Below are 18,868 nucleotides of genomic sequence, written 5' to 3'. Positions count from 1 at the left end.
CATGCTCATCGAGCCGAAAACCGTAGAACAGCGCGCCCTGTGCCACCTGCCGACCCATCATGTCCGTGATCCCCCTACCGCCTTGCAGGAGTGAATCACGCCCTCGACACCGTCGCAAGCAGCCGTTTTTCAACAGCCTCTACCGTTTGCGAGAGACCATCGTGTTGAGACCCCTTCAGTCGCGGCACGGGCAGTCGTTCACCCGAATACTTCGCTGTGTGAGCCTAACCGGGCAAGTCGGAGTGTGAGATCGCGGGGCTTGGCATAGATCAGCACGAGGTCGGGCTTCACGTGGCAATCGCGATAGCCGGCCCAGTCGCCGCTGAGGCCGTGATCCTGGCACCTTGGGTCGAGCGGCGCGTCGGACGCCAGGGCGATCAGGGTGACCATGAGATCCGCATCGAGGGTTGCCCGATGCCGCCCCTTCATCTCCCGCTTGTAGTCGCGCTTGAACTTGGACGACCGCTCAATCGTCCGCACGCAGGTCCGCCATCAACGCGTCGATGCCGTCGAAGCTGGTGCCTTTGCCCGCTTCCAGTTCGCCGATCGCCTCACGCGTTGCGGGGTTGGGGGTGCGGACGTCGAAGGGCAGCGCTTTCTCCCGGGCGACCCGCATGAGCATCAGGCGCACCGCGTCCGAAACCGTAAGGCCCATCCCCTTGAGTACGGCGGCGGCTTCGTCTTTCACCGCTCCGTCGATACGGGTCTGCACCAATGCGTTCGTTGCCATGCCGTCCTCCTGCTGCATGACGATGTAATGCGAAGCTGCGGTTGGCGCAATGTCGCGGACAGTTCACCGGCAACCAGGATAGAAGTGCCAGAGGGTCTGTAAGCCGGGTTCTGTCCATCCCGGATCAAGTCCGGGACTGGGCGACCATTCCTCTAGGACGGCGCTTGCGCGCCGCCTCAAGCGACCAACCCGGATAGCGAGCCGGAACGAGGCCCATATGCTATCCCTATTCGGTCTTGCTCCCGGTGGGGTTTGCCGTGCCGCCCCTGTTGCCAGGAGCGCGGTGCGCTCTTGCCGCACCGTTTCGCCCTTACCCGGCCGAGGCGCGGGCGGTCTGTTTTCTGTGGCACTGTCCCTGACCCGACTTGCGCCGAGCCGCCGGGTGTTACCCGGCACCGTCGTTCCGTGGAGCCCGGACTTTCCTCGCCCCCGCCGTCACGACGAGGCCGCGGTCGCCCGACCCTCTGGTGGCGTGGCCCTAGCGTTTGGGGGGCCGACACGGAAGTGAATTCCGTGTCGTCGGACGGCGCGGGCGCCGCCGGCCGGCCTGGCGCGAGTCCTGGCGGGGCGCGTCAGGCCGCGCTGCGGCTCACTCGTCGCCCTGCGGCTTGGGAAGTAGCAATGCGAGAAGGATCATCCGACACTCCGCGTCGATCTCGCCGTCGATCAGCTCGGGGCGGAAGCGGCGTTGGAAGGCCATAATCGCGGCCATGCGGTCGGCGACGTCGTAGCCGAAGCGTTCGAGCGCCAGGCAGAAGCCCGCCTCGCTCCACATCGGGTCCATCAAATTCTTCGTCGGCCGCGGCAGCGCCAGGCGGACGCGGGCGAGCGCGTGCCAGTCGAACAGCTCGCCGGGATCGCGCTTGCGGGTGGGTGCGATGTCGGAATGGCCGACCACGTTGCCGCGGGTCACCTGGTGCCGGTCCTTGATCTCGGCGACCAGCGGGATCAGCGCGGACATCTGTGCGGCCGGGAACGGGCGATAGCCGAATTCGTGGCCGGGATTGACGATCTCGATGCCGATGCTCGCCGCGTTGCAATCGTCGATCTCGCGCCAATGCGAGCGACCGGCGTGCCAGGCGCGCTTGCTCTCGGCGACCAGCCGCAGGATGCGGCCATCCTCGTCGACGAGATAGTGGCACGATACCTTGGCGGCGGGATCGCGCAGCCGGTCTATCGCACTCTGCGCGTCGCGCATGCCGGTGTAATGGAGCACGATCATCGAGACCGCGGCATTCCGGTCGTCGAAGTTCGGCGAAGGCGCGTCGATGATCGTTGCCATGGCAGCGAGACTTGGCGCGCGCCCTCGCCAAAGTAAACCGTCAGGCGGCCATTCCCGCCTGCTCCCCGACCGCCCGGCAGGAACGGTCGCGCGCGTGGCCGTAGAAGCCGCGGGTGCCCGGGCTCGGCTCGAACCGGTCGGTCTGGCCGATCACGGTCTCCCCTGCCCCGAGCACCAGCAGCCCGCCGGGGCGCATCGCCTCGGCGAGCCGGGTGAAGACCTCCGCTTTCGCCGGTGCGGCCAGATAGAGCAGCACGTTGCGGCACAGCACGATGTCGAACCGCCCGGGCGCCGGATCGGCGGTGAGATTGTGGCGGCGGTAGGCCACCATGCGGGTCAGATCGGGATGCGCGAACCAATCGCCGCCGCGTTCGTCGAACCAGCGGATCATGCGGCGGACGGGCAGCCCGCGCTGGATCTCGAACTGGGTGAAGCGGCCTTCGCGCGCGCGCGCGATCGCGCCCTCCGAAACGTCGGTCGCGACGATGTCGGGCGGCGCCAGCCCCTCACGCTCCTGGCGTTCGGCAAAGGCGATCGCCAGCGACAAGGGTTCCTGCCCCGTCGCGCAGCCCGCGCTCCAGACGCGCGCGCGGCGTCCGGTGGACTCGACCGCGGCGACCGCCTCGACCACCTGGTCGATGACGTTGCCGTCGCGAAAGAACGAGGTTTCCTGGTTGAGCAGCGCGTCGACGACCTGGTCCGCGGCGGTGCGGTCGTGCCCGTCGAGGACCAGTGCGACCAGTCGGTCGATCGAGTCGAGCCCGCGATCGCGCACCAGCGGTTTCAGCGCGGTATCGATCCGCCAGGCGCGATAGCTGGCGAGTTGCTGCCCGGTGCGGGCTTCCAACAGGCTGGTCAGCACCGCAAGCGATGCCGCCGAACAGGAAGGCGTGGGCGAAAGATGAGGGGTCATGGCTTGCGGCATCCAGCGATGAGAGCACCGATCGTCTCGGGATCCAGAAAGGCAGCGGCGATGTCCGACACCGCGCCGGGCATGCCCCAGACGACCGAGGTCGCGCGGTCCTGCGCCAGCACGCAGCCGCCGGCGTCGCGGACCGCGCGCGCGCCATCGGCACCGTCGCGGCCCATGCCGCTGAGCATGACCGCCAGTGCACGCGCGCCGAACACCTCGGCGACCGAGGCCAGCATCGGATCGACCGAAGGGGTGCAACCGCTGACGGAGCTAGCCCGCAGCAGTCGGATCGACGCCGAGCGGTCCGGCAGCCGGACGCAGCGGATGTGCGCGTCGCCGGGTGCGATGATCACGCGGCCGGGGCGCACCCGCATGCAATCGGTCGCGACCTCGCACGGGCGCCCGGCGAGCACCGCGACCTGTGCGGCGAAATAGGGCATGAACGAATGCGGCAGATGCTGGGTGATCAGGATCGGCAGCTGCATGTCGGCGGGCAGCGCGCGCAGCAGCGACGACAGGGCGTGGATGCCGCCGGTAGAGGCGCCGATCGCGACGATGTCGTAGGCGCAGGGATCGAACCCGGGCAGCGCCCCGGCACGCGCCGGAGCGACTCGCGTGAGTGCCGGCGGCGGCGATGATGGGGATAGGGATGGTGATGGCGACGGCGATGCCACATCGCGCGACAATTGCGCCAGCGTGGCAAGGAGGCGTTCGGCAAAGCCGCCGGCGAGGCCGCCGTGCGCGGGCTTGCTGACCTTGTCGACCGCGCCGAGCGCCAGCGCCTGCACGGTGCCGCCCGCGCCGCCTTCGTCGGTCGAGGATACCACGATCACCTTGGCCCCCGGGGCGGCGGCGATGATGTCGGGGAGCGCGGTGAGCCCGTCGACGCCGGGCATCTCGATATCCAGGAGTACGAAATCGACCGCCTCGACTTGCAGGAAAGCGAGCGCGGCGTGGGTGGTGGGCACCGCGCCGGCGACGGCGTAATCGGCGCTGCCGTCGATCGCGCGCGCGATCACCGCGCGCGCGACCGCCGAATCGTCGACGATCAGCACGCGTCCGGTTGGCTGCGCCGCACGGTCTGCCTGAGGGGATGCACCGGGCACCGCGACAGTCCGGTTCAGGCGATGCCGACGATCGACAGCTTGCTTTCCAGCGTGTCGCGATCGAACGGTTTCATCACATATTCGTCCGCCCCCGCCTCGATCGCGGCGCGGATATAGGCCATGCCGTTCTCGGTCGTGCAGAACACCACCTTGGGCTTGGTCGGCAGCGGCGTGACGCGCAGTGCGCGCAGGAAGTCCATCCCGCTCATCACCGGCATGTTCCAGTCGAGCAGGATGACGTCGGGGGGCGATGCGACGCAGGCGTCGAGCGCCTCGCGGCCGTCGCACGCCTCGCTGACGGTGAAGTCCAGCGTTTCTAGTATGTGGCGGGCGACCTTGCGGATCACCTTGGAGTCGTCGACGACCAGGCACGTCTTCATCGGAACCCTTCCGTAAGCAAACTGGGCAGTTGGTGTGGGAACGTCATGCCGCAGAGGTATGCCGTTTACGTTAAACGATGATGGTTTACGCCGCGGTAGCCAGTTCGGGCACCAGTGCTGCGACGTCGAGGATCAGCAGCGGTTCGCCATCGCGCTCGACCAGCCCGGTGCCGACCACGGCCCAGCCGCGATCGAGCGCGATGCCCGGCGACAGTGGCAGCCGGTCGAACGGCGCGACATCCTCCAGCGCCTCGACGATCAGCGCATAATCGTGGCCGTCGACCTTGGTGATGACCGCACGGCACCCCGCCCCCGCGGTCGGAGCGAGCCCGAGCGCCAGGCCGGTGTCGACGACGGTGACGACCCGGCTGCGCAGGGCCGCGAGGCCGCGGATGGCGGCGGGTGCGCCGGGGACCGCGACGACGTCGCCGATGTCGACCACCGAGCGGACCTGGCTCGTTTCGATCGCGACGCCGCGGCCTGCGACGCGCGCGACGAGGAAGAGTTCGGTCATGCGGCGGCTCCGATGCGGTCGGCGATGGCGGCGATCAGCGCGGCACGGTCGTAGCGATAGACGCTGGCTGCACCGCCCGCCGCCAACCGGTCCCGGCGCAGGCGGATGACGGGCGCAGGGCCGAATGCGGAAGGGGCGGCGAGTGCGTCGTCCTCCATCGCCAGCGCGACGGCGGCGGTCTCGCCGGCCGCGAGCGACGCGACACAGCGATAGCCCGATGCCTCCAGCGCGGGCTTGAGGAACACGTCCATCCAGCCGCCGTCGTCGCCGTGGAGCAGGCACAAAGGCGGATCGGCAAGCGTCACGTCCTCGCCGGCGAACAGCGCGTGCGCGTCGATCACCTCGACCGGCGCGCCGTCGATCATCGCAACGCCGGCGACGAAGCCGCCGCCGCGTGCGGGCGCGATCTCGGCCGGCAGCGCGACGATCTCGATCGCCTCGGCAATGGCATAGCCGATGTCGACCGCGCCGTCGGTGAGCCGCAGCACCGCGACGTTCGCGCGGGCGCCGAAGGGGCCGCAGGCGTGCAAGGGGACGATCGCGGCGCCGGTGACCAGCCGCCGGCGCCCGGCGCTGTCGCGAATGGCCTCGATCGCGACGGTCTCGACCCGGTCGACGACCGCGAGCGGGATCGCGCGGCGAATGCCGTCGAGATCGTCGAACAGCAGCGCGCGGATTGCCGGCGCCACCTCCACCGCGACCGTCTCGACCGCTGCGGCGGGCACGAAGCGCAGGCCCGCGGCGGCAGCGATCCCGGTGGCATCGAGCAGCAGCATCGGCAGCCCGCTGTCGGGCAGCGTCTGCCCGGCGTACAGCCCACCCGCCATCACCGCGGGCGCGGCAGGACGGACGACGAGCTCCTCGGTATCGAGGACCGCATCGATCGCCAAGGCGAACCGCCCGTCGCGCACCGCCACGATCGCCAGCAGCCGCGGGTGGCCTTCGCCGAGCCCGAGCAAGCCGCCGAGCGACACCAGCGGCATCCGCTGCCCGCGCACATTCGCCACCGCTGAATCGCCGACCCGGTCGATCCGCACGGTGTCGCCGCGGATCGTCACGACTTCCTCGATCGCCTGACGCGCAACCGCGAAGCGCTGATCGCCGACGCCGAGCACGATAGTCGACAGGATCGACAGCGTCAGCGGCATCTGGATCGAGATCGCCAGCCCCTGACCCGGACGATTGGTGAGCGCTATGCGGCCGCCGATCTGTTCGATATTGGCGCGCACCACGTCCATGCCGACCCCGCGTCCCGAGACCGCGGTGACGGTGTCGCGGCTCGACAGGCCGGGCGAGAAGATGAGGTCGAGCCGCGCCTGCGGGGTCATCTGCGCGGCGTCGCGCTCGTCGATCAGCCCGGAGCGGATCGCCTTGGCGACCAGCCGCGCGGTGTCGATGCCCTGGCCGTCGTCGGCGATCTCGACCAGCACCTGATTGCCCGACTGGCGCGCGCAGATGTCGAGCCGCCCGGTCTCGCGCTTGCCCGCCTTGCTGCGGTCGGACGGCGCCTCGATGCCGTGGTCGATCGCGTTGCGGACGATATGGAGCAGCGGATCGCGGATCATCTCGATCATCTCGCGGTCGAGCTCGACATCGGCGCCGTCGATGTGCAGCGCCACCGCCTTGCCGAGGCCGGCGGCGGTGTCGCGCACGATCCGCGGCAATGCCGAGAACAGCGCGTCGATCTTCTGCATGCGCGTGCGGGTGACGGTGTCGCGCATCTCGGCGACGGTCAGCGACAGCCGTTCCAGCGCCGCCTCGACCCGCGGCTCGACCACCGCCTCGTCGCGCAGCCGCCGGGCGAGCTCGTTGCGCGCCAGCACCATCTCCGACATGCCGTTCATCATGCGATCGAGCAGGTCGACGCCCAGGCGGACAGTGCGGCTGGCGCTGCGATGCGCGACCGGCTGCGCGGCCTGGGCCGCGGGCCGCGCATCCTCCTCGAGCGCGACGACGAGCAAATCCTCCTGCGCATCGTCGAGCGCGACGCCGGCGTCGATCGCCTCGACCAGCTCGCCGATACGGTCGACGATCGCCAGGACCGCGCTGACCAGAGCGGTGTCGGGCGCGCGCTTGCCGTCGCGCACCGCGGCAAGCACGTCCTCGGCGGCGTGGCTGAGGCGAGCGAGCCGGGGCAGCTCGAGGAAGCCGCAGCTGCCCTTTACGGTGTGGACGAAGCGGAAGATCGCGTCGAGCCGCGCGCGATCGTTCGGCTCGGCCTCCCACGCGACGATCTCGCCCGAGAGCGCTTCTAGCGTCTCGCGGGTTTCGGCGATGAATTCCTGAATCAGATCGTCCATCGCGGCCCCGGTACAAAACGCACCGGACCGCCATGACTATCTCGGGTTAAGGTGGAGTTTACCCGCCGCATTCTTCAGCCCCATCGGCTCAAGAGGCGTTCAGCGTCGCGCCCAGGATCAGCACGCCGTCCGCGGGTTGCGACACCTGGACCGAGCCGCCGCGCTCCGCGACGATCGCGTGGATCATGTAGCCAGCGGCGGTGCGCGCGGTGACCGCGCTGTCGCCTTCGCCGTCGGTCAGGGTGCGCGCGATCTCGGCGTCGAGCAGGATACGCGGCCCCTCGCCCTGGACAACGATCTCGACCTGGCCGCCATTCTCCTCCGCGCCGATCGACAGCGTGCCGCCGCGGACCAGCGCGTCGCCGCCGATCAACGACAGGTTGAGCAGCACCTTGACCGCGGCCTTGGGCAGCGTCGGTGCTTCCACCAGCCAGGCCAGCGTCTTGTTCCGTCCCTCGGCGAGCAGCGCCTCGATCGCTTGGCGTGCCTCGTGCACGTCGACCTGATCGCCGAATCCGCCCGCGGCACCGAAGGCGAGCCGGAAGAACTTCAGCTTGTTCGCCGACGTCCGCGCGCTGTCGGCGAGCAGCTCCATGCACCGCTCTCGCATCGCCGGATCGGTCTCGTCGGCGAGCAGCTCCAGCCCGTTGTTCAGCGCCCCCACCGGGGACAGCAGGTCGTGGCACAGCCGCGAGCACATCAGGCTTGCCAGGTCCACCGGCGTCACGGTCATACGCACATCCTCTTCATCGCGGCCCTTCTGGAGCGGCGGCGTCGAGTGCGCAAGAGAGTGGGGGGCAAGGCACCGGATCGAAGCGCCCCTCGACCGCGCCGTCCGCTACCGCGCGCCAGAGGCGGGCTTCGCGTGCGCCGACGATCAGCCACAGCGCGCCGTCGGGGGCTGCGTCGGCGGCGTCGCGGGGCGACGGGACCGGCGACCCGCCGGGATGCGAATGATAATGGCCGAGGACCTGGGGGCCGCCGGAGCGGGCCAGCCGATGCGCGGCGAGCAGGGTGGCGGGATCGATCTCGAAGCGGCGCGCGGGGTCGGCGGCGACGTTGGCGCAGGGCTGTGCGGTCGCGACGTGCGCTCCTGCCCCCAGCAGCAGGCCGCACGCTTCGAGCCCGCCCGCCGCCGCGACGTCGGCGCGGATCGTTGCGAGTGCGGCGGTTGCAATGGTGACGTACACGCCTACATCACTAAACCATGGACCGGGGGGTTTCCATCATCGAAGCAGTGATCGCGCGCGATGCCGACGGCTGGCGTCTCGACCGCGCGCTGGCCGACGCGGTGCCGACCTTGTCGCGCGAGCGGCTCAAGGTACTGATCAATTCGGGCGCGGTGTCGCGCGGCGGCGAGGCCCACCGCGATCCGGCGCGCCGGGCTGCGGCGGGGGACATTTTCGCGGTGGCGGTCCCCGACCCGACGCCAGCGCACAATTTGGCGCAGGACATCCCGTTGGTCGTCGCCTACGAGGACGAGCATCTGATCGTGGTCGACAAGCCCGCGGGGCTGGTCGTGCATCCGGCCGCGGGCAATCTCGACGGAACGCTGGTCAACGCGCTGCTCCACCATTGCGGCGGATCGCTGTCCGGCATCGGCGGAGTCGCGCGTCCGGGCATCGTCCACCGGATCGACAAGGACACGTCGGGGCTGATGATCGCGGCCAAGACCGACCGCGCGCACGTCGGCTTGGCGAAGCAATTCGCCGACCACAGCATAGAACGCCGCTACAAGGCGATCGTCGGCGGGCGGCCACGCCCCGCGGACGGAACGGTCGACGCGCCGCTCGCGCGTTCGTCGACCAACCGCAAGAAGGTGGCGGTGGTCGCCGGCGGCAAGCGCGCGGTGACTCATTACCGCACTGCAACGATTTTGGCGGATGCGGCGCTGGTCGAGTGCCGGCTGGAGACCGGGCGGACGCATCAGGTACGCGTCCACATGGCGTCGATCGGGCATGCGCTGCTCGGCGATCCGGTGTATGGGCATGCCAAGGGCAAGACCCGCGCGCTGCTCGAAACACTGGGTTTTCGGCGGCAGGCCTTGCATGCGGCGCGGCTCGGGTTCATTCATCCGATCAAATCGGTCGCATTGGCGTTCGAAAGCGACATGCCTGCGGATATGCAGGAACTGTTCAGCAGTCTTAACGTATAGATCACTGGAATTCGCGCCGCAGTGCGGTGTGGAACCCCGAGGGAAGGACCACCATGGCAAAGTCGAACGTACCAGCGGTCCCGGCCCTCGGCGGAGAGGCGAGCCTCAACCGTTATCTGTCCGAGATCCGCAAGTTTCCGCTGCTTCAGCCCGAGCAGGAATATATGCTCGCCAAGCGCTTTCAGGAGCATGGCGATACCGAGGCTGCGGCGCAGCTGGTGACGTCGCACCTGCGGCTCGTCGCCAAGATCGCGATGGGGTATCGCGGCTATGGCCTGCCGACGTCGGAGCTGATCTCGGAGGGCAACATCGGGCTGATGCAGGGCGTCAAGAAGTTCGAGCCCGATCGCGGCTTCCGCCTCGCCACCTATGCGATGTGGTGGATCCGTGCCTCGATCCAGGAGTACATCCTGCGCTCGTGGAGCCTGGTGAAGATGGGCACCACCGCGGCGCAGAAGAAGCTGTTCTTCAACCTGCGCCGGATGAAGTCCAAGCTCGACGCGTTCGAGGACGGCGACCTGCGCCCCGAGCACGTCACCAAGATTGCCACCGACCTGGGCGTCGCCGAATCGGACGTCGTCAGCATGAACCGCCGCATGGCGATGGGCGGCGACACCTCGCTCAACGTGCCGATGCGCGAAGATGGCGAAGGACAGTGGCAGGATTGGCTGCAGGACGACACGCCGTTGCAGGACTCGGTTGTCGCCGAGGCGCAGGAGGCCGACGTCCGCCACACGATGCTGGTCGACGCGATGGACGACCTCAACGACCGCGAGAAGCATATCCTGACCGAGCGGCGGCTGACCGACGATCCGAAGACGCTCGAAGAGCTCAGCCAGGTGTATGGCGTCAGCCGCGAGCGGGTCCGCCAGATCGAGGTGCGTGCGTTCGAGAAGCTGCAAAAGGCGATGATGCGGATCGCCGGCGAGAAGCGCCTGCTCGTCGCCGCCTGATCCTTCGTGCCCGAGATCGTCGTGGTCGGTGCGGGGGCGGCGGGGGTCGCCGCCGCCCGCCACCTGCACGATGCCGGGCGCGACGTGCTGCTGGTCGAGGCGAGTGACCGCGTTGGTGGCCGGGCGCATAGCGTTGCATTGTCTCGGATCGGGGTAACCGTCGACCTCGGCTGCGGCTGGCTCCATTCCGCGAAGCGCAATCCATGGACCGCCCTCGCCGAAAGCGCCGGCTTCACCGTCGATCGCGCGTCGCCGAAATGGGGCGAGCAGTGGCGCGACCTCGGCTTTTCCCCCGGCGAGCGGCAAGCTTCGGGCGAAGCGTGGCAGCGGTGGGAGAGCGCGGCGCTGGCGGCGCGCGACGGACCGGACCGGCCGTTGTCGGACTTCGTCGCCGACGACGACCCCTGGCGGCCGATGCTCGATGCGATCTCCGGCTACGTCAACGGCGCGCCGCTCACCCGCGTGTCGCTCCATGACTGGGCAGCGTATGAGGATGCGGCCAGCGACGACAATTGGGCGGTGCGCGAGGGGTACGGAACGCTGGTCGCGCATCATGCCGCCGGTGTGCCGGCGCGGCTTTCGACACCGGTCACGCGTATCGACCACCGCGGGCGCAGGCTCAGGCTCGACACGCCGTCAGGCGTGATCGAGACGGATCGGGTGATCCTGTGCGTGCCGACGACGGTGCTGGCCGACGGCGGAATCGCGTTCGACCCGCCCCTGCCCGCCAAGGCCGAAGCGGCAGCGGCATTGCCGCTCGGGCTGGCCGATAAGGTGTTCCTCCACGTCGACCGCCCCGAATGGCCCGCCGATGCACATCTGATCGGCAACCCGCATTCGGCCTGCACCGCCAGCCACCGGCTGTCGCCGTTCGGGTGGTCGATCGTCGAGAGCTTCTTCGGCGGCGATTGCGCGGAGGCGCTCGAAGGCGAAGGCGCCGCCAGCGCATTCGCGATCGACGAACTGGTGGCGCTGCTAGGGAGCGACTGGCGGCGGCGGCTCACCCCGCTCGCCGCGACGTGCTGGCGGCGTGTGCCGTACATCCACGGCAGCTACAGCCACGCGCGCGTCGGCCATGCAGGCGCGCGGCAGCGCCTGGCCGAGCCGGTCGAGGACCGCCTGTTCTTTGCGGGCGAAGCGTGTTCGCGGGCCGACTTCTCGACCGCGCATGGGGCCTTTGCCACGGGTATCGCGGCGGCGGAGGCTGTCCTAAGCGGCGCGGCATGATCCGCGTGCTCGTCTGGCTGCTGAAGGCAGCGTTGTTCTTCGTCGTCATCTCGGTGCTGTGGGTGGGCGTGCTGCGCTTCGTCCCCGTCCCCTTCACGCTGACCATGGCAGGCGACGTGGCGAACGGCACCGGGGTGACCAAGGACTGGACGCCGCTGTCGCGGATCGACCCCGACATGCCGCGCGCCGCCATCGCGGGGGAGGATGGGCGGTTCTGCACCCACAACGGCTTCGACTGGCGCGCCATTGCGGGCGCCGCGACCCGCAACGCCAAAGGAGGCCGTATCCGTGGCGGATCGACGATCAGCCAGCAGACCGCCAAGAACGTCTTCCTGTTCCAGGGCGGCGGCTATGTGCGCAAAGTGTTCGAGGCGTGGTTCACCTTCCTGATCGAGCAGCTCTGGGGCAAGCGGCGGATCATGGAAGTCTACCTCAACGTCGCCGAGACCGGGATCGGTACCTACGGCGCCGAGGCGGCGGCGGAGCGGTATTTCCACCACAACGCCTCGCGGCTGACCCCGGTCGAGGCGGGCCGGATCGCCGCGGTCCTGCCGCTGCCCAAGAAGCGCGCAGCGGTCGACCCGCGCGGGTTCGTCCGGCGGCACGGCAATGCGATCGCGCGGACGGTGGGGTCGGTGCGGCGGCTGGGGCTGGATGCGTGCTTGCGGTAGCTGTGCTTCGACTTCGCTCAGCACGAACGGGAGAGTGGTTGCCACAAGTCCGTTCCCCCTGAGCGCAGTCGAAGGGCACGCCTGCCCCAAGTTCTTCGACTGCGCTCAGCACGAACGGCAAGACGGTATCAGAAAGGCAGCTTGAACCCAGGCGGCAACGACAACCCGCTCGTCATCTTCGACATCTCGCTCCCCGATGCCGCATCCGCCTTCGCGCGTGCGTCGTTGAAGGCGGCGACGATCAGATCCTCCAGCATCGGCTTCTCCGACGGCTGCATCAGCGAATCGTCGATCGCGATGCTCATGATCCGGCCCTTGGCGGACGCCTTGACCTTCACCAGCCCGCCGCCCGATGCGCCCTCGACCTCGATGGTGTCGAGGTTCGCCTGCGCCTTCTCCAGCTCGGCCTGGACGTTCTGCGCCATCGCCATGATGTCTTCGATATTGTTCACATCGCACTCCGTTTCTTGGACCAATTTTCCAGCACCGCGTCGGGGAAGGCGGCACGCGCCGCCTGCACCATCGGCGAATCCCACACCGCCTGGCGTTCGGCATCCTCTGCGGCTTTCGCGGCCTCGCGCAGCGTCGGGGCACCGGGCTCGTCGCTCATCGTCACGCGCCAGGGCTGGCCGGTCGCGGTTTTGCACGCATCACTCAGATCGCGGACCATGTCGGCGGAGAGCGGCCGCGCGCTGCTCAGCACCATCTCGGGCGGCGCATAGCGGACGACACGCGCGCTGTTCGACAATTGCGCCGCGATCGCGTGCGCGCCCTTGTCCTCGAGCAGTGCGACCAGCGCGGCGAATTCGGCGGGCGCGCTGCTGCGGGCAGGCTCGGGTGCAGGCGCAGCGGGCGCCGGTGCCGGAGCCGGCATCGCACCGCTCGCGATCCGCCGTGCCAGCTCGCCCGGATCGGGCATGGTCGATGCATGGATCGCGCGCAGCAGCGCCATCTCCGCCGCCTCGATCGGCAAGGCCGCGCGCGCGACCTCGTCGTGCCCCTTCAGCAGCAACTGCCACAGCCGGTGGAGCGCGGGAAAGGACAAGGCGCTCGACCATCCATCCAGAGCGGCGCGTTCCTCGGCGGGCTGCGCGGCATCGGCGGCGCCGACCTTGGCCAGGGTCACGCGGTGGACCGTTTCTAGCAGTGACCGCAGCACCGAGGCCGGATCGACGCCGTGATCGTATTGCCGCCTGAGCGCCGCCAACGCAGTCGCCGCATCGCCCGCCAGCACCGCGCCGAGCAGGTCGCGCACCGCGCCGCGATCCGACAGCCCGAGCATGTCGCGCACCGCCGCCGCCGCCACCGCGCCGCCCTCCAGTCCCGCATGCGCGATCGCCTGGTCAAGGATCGACAGCCCGTCGCGCGCCGACCCTTCCGCGGCGCGCGCGATCAGCATCAGCGCGTCGGCCTCCGCAGCAACGTGTTCCTGCGCGCAGACCCAAGCGAAATGCTCGGCGAGCCGTTCGGCCGAGATGCGGCGCAGGTCGAACCGCTGGCAGCGCGACAGCACCGTCACCGGCACCTTGTTGACCTCGGTCGTCGCGAACAGGAATTTGACGTGGGGGGGCGGCTCCTCGAGCGTCTTCAGCAGCGCATTGAAGGCGTTCTTGGACAGCATGTGGACTTCGTCGATGATGTAAATCTTGAACCGCGCCGACACAGAAGCGTAACGCGAGGCGTCGATGATCTGACGCGCGTCATCGACACTTGTGTGAGACGCGGCGTCCATCTCTACCACATCAATGTGACGCCCTTCCGCGATCGCGACGCACGGCTCGCACACGCCGCATGGGTCGATCGTCGGGCCACCCTGCCCATCCGGGCCGATGCAGTTCAGCGCCTTGGCGATCAGCCGCGCGGTCGACGTCTTGCCGACCCCACGGACGCCGGTCATCAGGAACGCATGCGCGATCCGGTCGCGCGCGATCGCGTTGCCCAGCGTGCGGACCATCGCGTCCTGGCCGATCAGTTCCTTGAACGTCTGCGGCCGGTATTTGCGCGCAAGGACGCGGTAAGCCTCGGGCTTGGTGGGCGCGGGGGGTTCGCCAAGGTCGAGGGAGTCGGGCATTGCTCACTATCTAGGCGGTGAACGCCTGCGATGTAAGCACAAGGTTCTCCACCGCCGCTCCGTCACCCCGGACTTGTTTCGGGGTCCAGGGTGCAACGGGCGATGCCCTCAGCGGCTCGATACGAACCGCAGGACAGGAGGGCAGAAGGGCCGCCGCGGCAAAGCCGCGTCGTAGGACGAAGCTGCGCTCCGCCTGCCGCGCTTGCGCGAGTCTTGCGCCGGGGCGGCGCAAGCCGCGCTGCGCGGTGAGAGCCGGGACGACCCGTGGGGGAATCGTTGCGGCTGCTTCCTTCCGGACCTGACCGGGTTGGCGACGCCCACGTCCGCCCGACTCTCGGCACTGCCTATGGCGGAGCCGGGCGGTGTGATCAAGCCGTCAGCGGCGGTAGCGCACCGTCCGGCAGATGCGCGTGCGCTCGCCGCGATGCCGTTCGACGCGGCAGACGCGCTTGGTGCGCCAGCGCGGGCGATAGCGGCGGTCGTCGTGGCGCACGACGGTGCGGTGTGTGACAACGGTGCGCTCCTCGACGTGGCGCTGCGGCGCGGGTGCGGGTGCGGCGGCGGCGGGGGCGACCGGCGCGAGTCCCGCCAGCATGGCGAGCGCCGCGGCGGCGATGGGGAACAGCTTCATGCCTTGTCTCCTGCTACTGTTACTCGAGACCGGTCCAACGCTTCGACCGGTCGTTACGCTCCCGGCTCAACGATAGACGCTGAAGCAGCGGCGTTCGCGACCGTAATAGCCGCGCTCGACCCGACACACGACGCGGCTGCGCGCGTAACCGCCATGCCAGCGCGCGCCGCGGTTCCAACCATAGCCGCGATTCCCGCGCCAGCCCCGGTCGCCGCGCCAGTGACGGTCGCCCCGCCAGCCCCGGTCGCCATGCCAGCCCCGGTCGCCCTGCCAGCCGCCGCCGTGATGCCGGTCGTGCCGCTGCGCCTCGGCGGGCGTCGCCGCGACACCGGTCGCGCCCAGCAGGGCTGCGCCGATCAAGATTGCGATCTTCATGGATCCTACTCCGCTTACGCTGCCCTTCATGGGCATCGCGGATGGGAATGCGCCTGCCCGGCTGCACCGGCGCTGAACCCGCGGTTGTGGGAGCGTCAGCTTGGGATGCGCACCGTCAGCCCATCGAGCGCCGCGGTCAGGCGGATCTGGCACGACAGCCGACTGGTCCGCGTCGCGTTGGGGGCTAGATCGAGCATGTCCTCCTCCTCGGGCGCCGCGGGCGGCAGGCGCGCGAAGTCGGCAGCGTCGACGATGACGTGGCACGTCGCGCACGCCATCGCGCCTTCGCACGTGCCCTCCAGCGGCTGGCCGTCGGCCTGCCCCGCCGCGAGCAAGGTGGCACCTTCCGCCGCGCTGACCGTGCGTCGCGCGCCGTCGGTCCCGACGAAGGTGACGCGGATCATCGGAACTGCGCGTCCGCGGCGGCGACGAGGGTGTCGAGCGCTCGGGCCAGCTCGTCCTCGGTCGTATACCGCCCGAACCCCAGCCGGATCGACGACCGCGCCTGCGCGTCGCTGAGCCCGATCGCGCGCAGCACATGGCTGGGCCGCCCCGATCCGCTGGCGCAGGCCGACCCTGCGGAAAAGGCGATGTCGCGGCAGTCCGACATCAGGCGGTTCACGTCGAGGCCGTCGCGGCGGACGTTGAGGTTGCCGCGATAGCGATGCTCGGTCGACCCATTCACGGTCCACCCGCGCAGGCGGTCGATCGCGTAGCTCCACAGCCGTTCGACATGTGCAGCGTCAGCGTCGCGGTGGTCCGCCATCAGCCGCGCCGCAACGCCGAACCCCGCGCACAGCGCCGGGGATAGCGTGCCCGACCGCCCGCCTTCCTGGTCGCCACCATGGAGGAGCGGTTCGAGGGCGACACCGTCGCGTATCCAGAGCGCGCCGATGCCTTTGGGGCCATGGACCTTGTGTGCGGAGATAGCGACAAGGTCGCAGGCGTCCGGGATCGGCACCCGACCATAACCCTGCACCGCGTCGCACAGGAACAGCGCGCCTGCTGCGTGCGCCAATTCGGCCAGCCGCTCTACAGGCTGGATCACTCCGATCTCGTTGTTGACGAGCATCGCCGCGAAGAGGCCGGTGTCGGGCCACGAGGCTGCCTTCGCCACCGGCAAATCAACAAAGCCATAATGGTCGACCGGGAGGACCGTCTGGTTGCGCCCGTTGCGGCTCGCCCAGAGCACGGTGTCGAGCACCGCCGCATGCTCGCTCGCGACCGTCACCAGCGCGCCGCCCGTTCCCTTGATCGCCCAGTTCAGCGACTCGGTCGCGCCGCTGGTGAAGACAACGCGGCCCCCCGGCGGCAGAAGCGCTGCCACCTCATCCCGCGCCACCTCCACCGCGGCCTTCGCGGCGCGGCCGGGACGGTGAGGCGAGTGCGGATTGGCGTGCTGGTCGCGCAGCCAGGGCAGCATAGCTTCGAAGGCTTCGGGCGCGAGCGGCGTCGTCGCCTGATAATCGAGATAGGTCACGCCCGAACCTTCACGCCACGAACCGGCGCGTCGCGCGCGCGACCTCGCGCCAGGCCTGCACGAAGGCAGCGACATCCGCCTCGTCGGTCGTGCGGCCGAAGCTGACTCGGATGACCTCGCGCCCCGCCGCCTCGCTCCAGCCCATTGCGGCGATCACGTGGCTCGGCTTCAGGCTGCCGCTCGCGCAGGCGCTGCCCGCCGACACCGCGAAGCCGCCCGCGTCGAGACGGATGAGTTGGGTCGCCGATGCGACGCCGGGCATCCGAAACGCGCCGATCGCGGGGTGGCGGCGGCTCGACGCGCCGACGACCTCCCCGCCCGACCGGCAAATCGCGTCGTCGAGGCTCGCGCGCAGCGTGGCGAGCCGCGCGATGTCCTCGGGTTCAACTAGCGCGGCGGCATAGCCCATCAGTCCGGGCAGGTTCTCGGTCCCCGGACGATAGCCGCGCTCCTGCCCGCCGGTCGGGCTGAGCGTCGCCAGATCGCGGACCAGCAGCGCGCCGACGCCCGGCGGCCCCCCGCGCTTGTGCGCGGACAGCGCGACGAAATCGGCGTGTTCGGCGACCGCCGCGTCGGCGCCCGCCGGCATCTGCGCCGCATCGACAAGCAGCAACGCGCCCGCCGCGTGAACGATCGCGGCGAGGTCGGCGACCGGCTGACGGACCCCCGTTTCGCTGTTCGCCCACTGGATCGCGACCAGCGCGCGGCCCTCGCCGATCAGCGCGTTCGCCAGCGTGTCGGGATCGACGCGACCGTCGGCCCCGACCGGGATCGTGGTCGCACGACCGGCGGCGCGGAGCACCGCGTCATGCTCGACCGCGCTCACCAGCACCCGGTCGGCCAGCGCCCGGTTCAGCGCGATGCCCAGCGACTCGCTCGCGCCGCCGGTGAACAGCGTCTCGCCATCCCATTCGTATGCGGCGGCGACAGCGGCCCGCGCCTCCTCGACCCGCGCCCGCGCCCGCCGCCCCTCGGCGTGCGGGGACGAGGCGTTGGCCCAAACCGCCTGTCCCTCCGCCACCGCGGCGCGGGCAGCGGCGGTCATCGGGGTGGTCGCGGCATGATCCAGGTATACGCGGATGGTTCGTTCCAATTGCGAGCGGCGGCGTTTTGCCTATATAGCGCGCAACATTCCGCGCTCCACGGGGCGCGTACATCCTATCCGAAGAGAATTATGCCCGAAGTCATCTTTCCCGGCCCCGAAGGCCGTCTGGAGGGCCGTTTCGCCCCCGCCCCCCGCCCGCGCGCACCCGTCGCGATGATCCTGCATCCGCATCCCTCGTCGGGCGGCACGATGAACAACCGGATGGTGCAGGAGCTCTACAAGACCTTCCAGAAGCGCGGCTTCGCGACGCTCCGCTTCAATTTCCGCGGGGTCGGCAAGAGCCAGGGCGTGTTCGACAACGGCGTCGGCGAACTGTCCGACGCGGCGAGCGCGCTCGACTGGGTGCAGAGCTTTCATCCCGAGGCGTCGACGACGTGGATCGCGGGCGTCAGCTTCGGCGCTTGGATCGGCATGCAATTGCTGATGCGCCGCCCCGAAATCCGCGGCTTCATCTCGATCGCGCCCCCCGCCAACATGTACGACTTCACGTTTTTGGCGCCCTGCCCGTCGAGCGGCATCATCATCCAGGGCGCGGCGGACGAAGTGGTGACCCCGGCGGCGACCCAGAAGCTGGTCGACAAGCTCAGGACGCAAAAGCACATCACGATCCACCACGACACGATCCCGAAGGCGAACCATTTCTTCGAGCACGAGATGCCGGAGTTGATGGGAAGCGTGAACAAGTATCTGGATATGCGGCTGGCGCCGGACAGCCCCATTCGCTGAAAGCGAATGGCGGTTCGGCGCCAGCCCGGCCGGCGGTACCCAGGCACCGGCCGACGGCATGGGCTTCGCCCATGCCCCGCCTTGGAGAAGGGGGAGCTGTCATAATAGCTCGAGGCTGTTGAAAAACGGCTGCTTGCGACGGTGTCGAGGGCGTGATTCACTCCTGCAAGGCGGTAGGGGGATCACGGACATGATGGGTCGGCAGGTGGCACAGGGCGCGCTGTTCTACGGTTTTCGGCTCGATGAGCA

At 69.5% G+C, this 18,868-nt stretch carries 22 protein-coding genes and 2 other RNA genes; 5 read left to right on the top strand and 19 right to left on the bottom strand.

Annotated features, from left to right (window positions below; translation table 11 throughout):
- Positions 1–198: 198 nt before the first annotated feature.
- The 11 genes from ACE5C1_RS08605 to ACE5C1_RS08555 form a co-directional block, all read right to left on the bottom strand.
- Positions 199–480 carry a type II toxin-antitoxin system YafQ family toxin gene (locus tag ACE5C1_RS08605; RefSeq protein WP_374943654.1) on the bottom strand — a complete coding sequence of 94 codons (282 nt, stop codon included), beginning with the start codon at positions 478–480 and terminating at the stop codon, positions 199–201.
- The gene (locus ACE5C1_RS08600; RefSeq protein WP_374943655.1) at positions 467–730 is read right to left on the bottom strand and encodes a type II toxin-antitoxin system RelB/DinJ family antitoxin; all 264 of its coding nucleotides are present in this window, start codon (positions 728–730) and stop codon (positions 467–469) included. Before ACE5C1_RS08600 ends, ACE5C1_RS08605 begins: the two co-directional genes overlap by 14 nt.
- An 83-nt stretch (positions 731–813) precedes the next feature.
- An RNA gene (gene rnpB / locus ACE5C1_RS08595) (RNase P RNA component class A) lies at positions 814–1,198 on the bottom strand.
- A 121-nt stretch (positions 1,199–1,319) separates the two neighbouring features.
- On the bottom strand, positions 1,320–2,012 hold the full coding sequence (locus ACE5C1_RS08590; protein ID WP_374943653.1) for an N-acetylmuramoyl-L-alanine amidase: 693 nt from the start codon (positions 2,010–2,012) through the stop codon (positions 1,320–1,322).
- Between the two features lie 40 nt (positions 2,013–2,052).
- On the bottom strand, positions 2,053–2,925 hold the full coding sequence (locus ACE5C1_RS08585) for a CheR family methyltransferase (protein ID WP_374943652.1): 873 nt from the start codon (positions 2,923–2,925) through the stop codon (positions 2,053–2,055).
- Complete coding sequence (locus ACE5C1_RS08580; RefSeq protein WP_374943651.1) at positions 2,922–4,031, bottom strand: chemotaxis protein CheB; 1,110 nt, start codon at positions 4,029–4,031, stop codon at positions 2,922–2,924. The genes ACE5C1_RS08585 and ACE5C1_RS08580 overlap by 4 nt, the downstream gene beginning before the upstream one ends.
- A 14-nt stretch (positions 4,032–4,045) precedes the next feature.
- A complete protein-coding gene (locus ACE5C1_RS08575; RefSeq protein ID WP_374943650.1) occupies positions 4,046–4,411 on the bottom strand; it encodes a response regulator in 366 nt (121 codons plus the stop codon).
- A gap of 85 nt (positions 4,412–4,496) precedes the next feature.
- Entirely contained in the window at positions 4,497–4,925 is a 429-nt protein-coding gene (locus tag ACE5C1_RS08570; RefSeq protein ID WP_374943649.1) for a chemotaxis protein CheW, read from the bottom strand.
- Positions 4,922–7,225: a chemotaxis protein CheA gene (locus tag ACE5C1_RS08565; RefSeq protein WP_374943648.1), complete on the bottom strand. Its 2,304-nt coding sequence runs from the start codon at positions 7,223–7,225 to the stop codon at positions 4,922–4,924. The genes ACE5C1_RS08570 and ACE5C1_RS08565 overlap by 4 nt, the downstream gene beginning before the upstream one ends.
- Before the next feature lie 88 nt (positions 7,226–7,313).
- Positions 7,314–7,958: a histidine phosphotransferase family protein gene (locus ACE5C1_RS08560; RefSeq protein ID WP_374943647.1), complete on the bottom strand. Its 645-nt coding sequence runs from the start codon at positions 7,956–7,958 to the stop codon at positions 7,314–7,316.
- A 13-nt stretch (positions 7,959–7,971) separates the two neighbouring features.
- Positions 7,972–8,415, bottom strand: coding sequence for a M67 family metallopeptidase (locus ACE5C1_RS08555; protein WP_374943646.1), 444 nt, complete (start codon positions 8,413–8,415; stop codon positions 7,972–7,974).
- 17 nt (positions 8,416–8,432) lie between these two features.
- Between ACE5C1_RS08555 and ACE5C1_RS08550 the strand changes: the two genes are divergently transcribed.
- From ACE5C1_RS08550 to mtgA, 4 genes are read left to right on the top strand one after another with little or no spacing between them, the layout of a single operon-like run.
- The gene (locus ACE5C1_RS08550; RefSeq protein ID WP_374943645.1) at positions 8,433–9,380 is read left to right on the top strand and encodes an RluA family pseudouridine synthase; all 948 of its coding nucleotides are present in this window, start codon (positions 8,433–8,435) and stop codon (positions 9,378–9,380) included.
- A 53-nt stretch (positions 9,381–9,433) separates the two neighbouring features.
- Complete coding sequence (gene rpoH / locus ACE5C1_RS08545; RefSeq protein WP_374943644.1) at positions 9,434–10,333, top strand: RNA polymerase sigma factor RpoH; 900 nt, start codon at positions 9,434–9,436, stop codon at positions 10,331–10,333.
- Between the two features lie 6 nt (positions 10,334–10,339).
- Positions 10,340–11,560, top strand: a complete 1,221-nt coding sequence (locus ACE5C1_RS08540) for a flavin monoamine oxidase family protein (RefSeq protein ID WP_374943643.1) — start codon at positions 10,340–10,342, stop codon at positions 11,558–11,560.
- Positions 11,557–12,231 carry a monofunctional biosynthetic peptidoglycan transglycosylase gene (gene mtgA / locus ACE5C1_RS08535; RefSeq protein ID WP_374943642.1) on the top strand — a complete coding sequence of 225 codons (675 nt, stop codon included), beginning with the start codon at positions 11,557–11,559 and terminating at the stop codon, positions 12,229–12,231. The genes ACE5C1_RS08540 and mtgA overlap by 4 nt, the downstream gene beginning before the upstream one ends.
- A gap of 128 nt (positions 12,232–12,359) precedes the next feature.
- Here the strand turns inward: mtgA and ACE5C1_RS08530 are convergent, their stop codons facing one another.
- From ACE5C1_RS08530 to ACE5C1_RS08495, 8 genes are all read right to left on the bottom strand, one after another.
- Entirely contained in the window at positions 12,360–12,683 is a 324-nt protein-coding gene (locus tag ACE5C1_RS08530) for a YbaB/EbfC family nucleoid-associated protein (protein ID WP_374943641.1), read from the bottom strand.
- Entirely contained in the window at positions 12,680–14,302 is a 1,623-nt protein-coding gene (locus tag ACE5C1_RS08525) for a DNA polymerase III subunit gamma/tau (protein ID WP_374943640.1), read from the bottom strand. Before ACE5C1_RS08525 ends, ACE5C1_RS08530 begins: the two co-directional genes overlap by 4 nt.
- Positions 14,303–14,543: 241 nt before the next feature.
- An RNA gene (gene ffs, locus ACE5C1_RS08520) (signal recognition particle sRNA small type) lies at positions 14,544–14,641 on the bottom strand.
- A 37-nt stretch (positions 14,642–14,678) separates the two neighbouring features.
- The gene (locus ACE5C1_RS08515; RefSeq protein ID WP_374943639.1) at positions 14,679–14,933 is read right to left on the bottom strand and encodes a hypothetical protein; all 255 of its coding nucleotides are present in this window, start codon (positions 14,931–14,933) and stop codon (positions 14,679–14,681) included.
- 66 nt (positions 14,934–14,999) lie between these two features.
- Positions 15,000–15,308: a hypothetical protein gene (locus ACE5C1_RS08510; protein WP_374943638.1), complete on the bottom strand. Its 309-nt coding sequence runs from the start codon at positions 15,306–15,308 to the stop codon at positions 15,000–15,002.
- A gap of 95 nt (positions 15,309–15,403) precedes the next feature.
- Complete coding sequence (locus tag ACE5C1_RS08505) at positions 15,404–15,712, bottom strand: 2Fe-2S iron-sulfur cluster-binding protein (protein WP_374943637.1); 309 nt, start codon at positions 15,710–15,712, stop codon at positions 15,404–15,406.
- Positions 15,709–16,788: a cysteine desulfurase family protein gene (locus ACE5C1_RS08500; RefSeq protein ID WP_374943636.1), complete on the bottom strand. Its 1,080-nt coding sequence runs from the start codon at positions 16,786–16,788 to the stop codon at positions 15,709–15,711. The genes ACE5C1_RS08505 and ACE5C1_RS08500 overlap by 4 nt, the downstream gene beginning before the upstream one ends.
- Positions 16,789–16,798: 10 nt before the next feature.
- A complete protein-coding gene (locus ACE5C1_RS08495; protein WP_374943635.1) occupies positions 16,799–17,833 on the bottom strand; it encodes a cysteine desulfurase family protein in 1,035 nt (344 codons plus the stop codon).
- A gap of 129 nt (positions 17,834–17,962) precedes the next feature.
- Between ACE5C1_RS08495 and ACE5C1_RS08490 the strand changes: the two genes are divergently transcribed.
- Positions 17,963–18,619: an alpha/beta hydrolase gene (locus ACE5C1_RS08490; RefSeq protein WP_374943634.1), complete on the top strand. Its 657-nt coding sequence runs from the start codon at positions 17,963–17,965 to the stop codon at positions 18,617–18,619.
- Positions 18,620–18,868 lie beyond the last annotated feature (249 nt).

This window comes from Sphingomonas sp. (genome assembly GCF_964263785.1).
Lineage (GTDB): Bacteria > Pseudomonadota > Alphaproteobacteria > Sphingomonadales > Sphingomonadaceae > Sphingomonas.
Note: the sequence above shows the minus strand (reverse complement) of the source record. Positions and strands in the feature narration are given on the sequence as shown.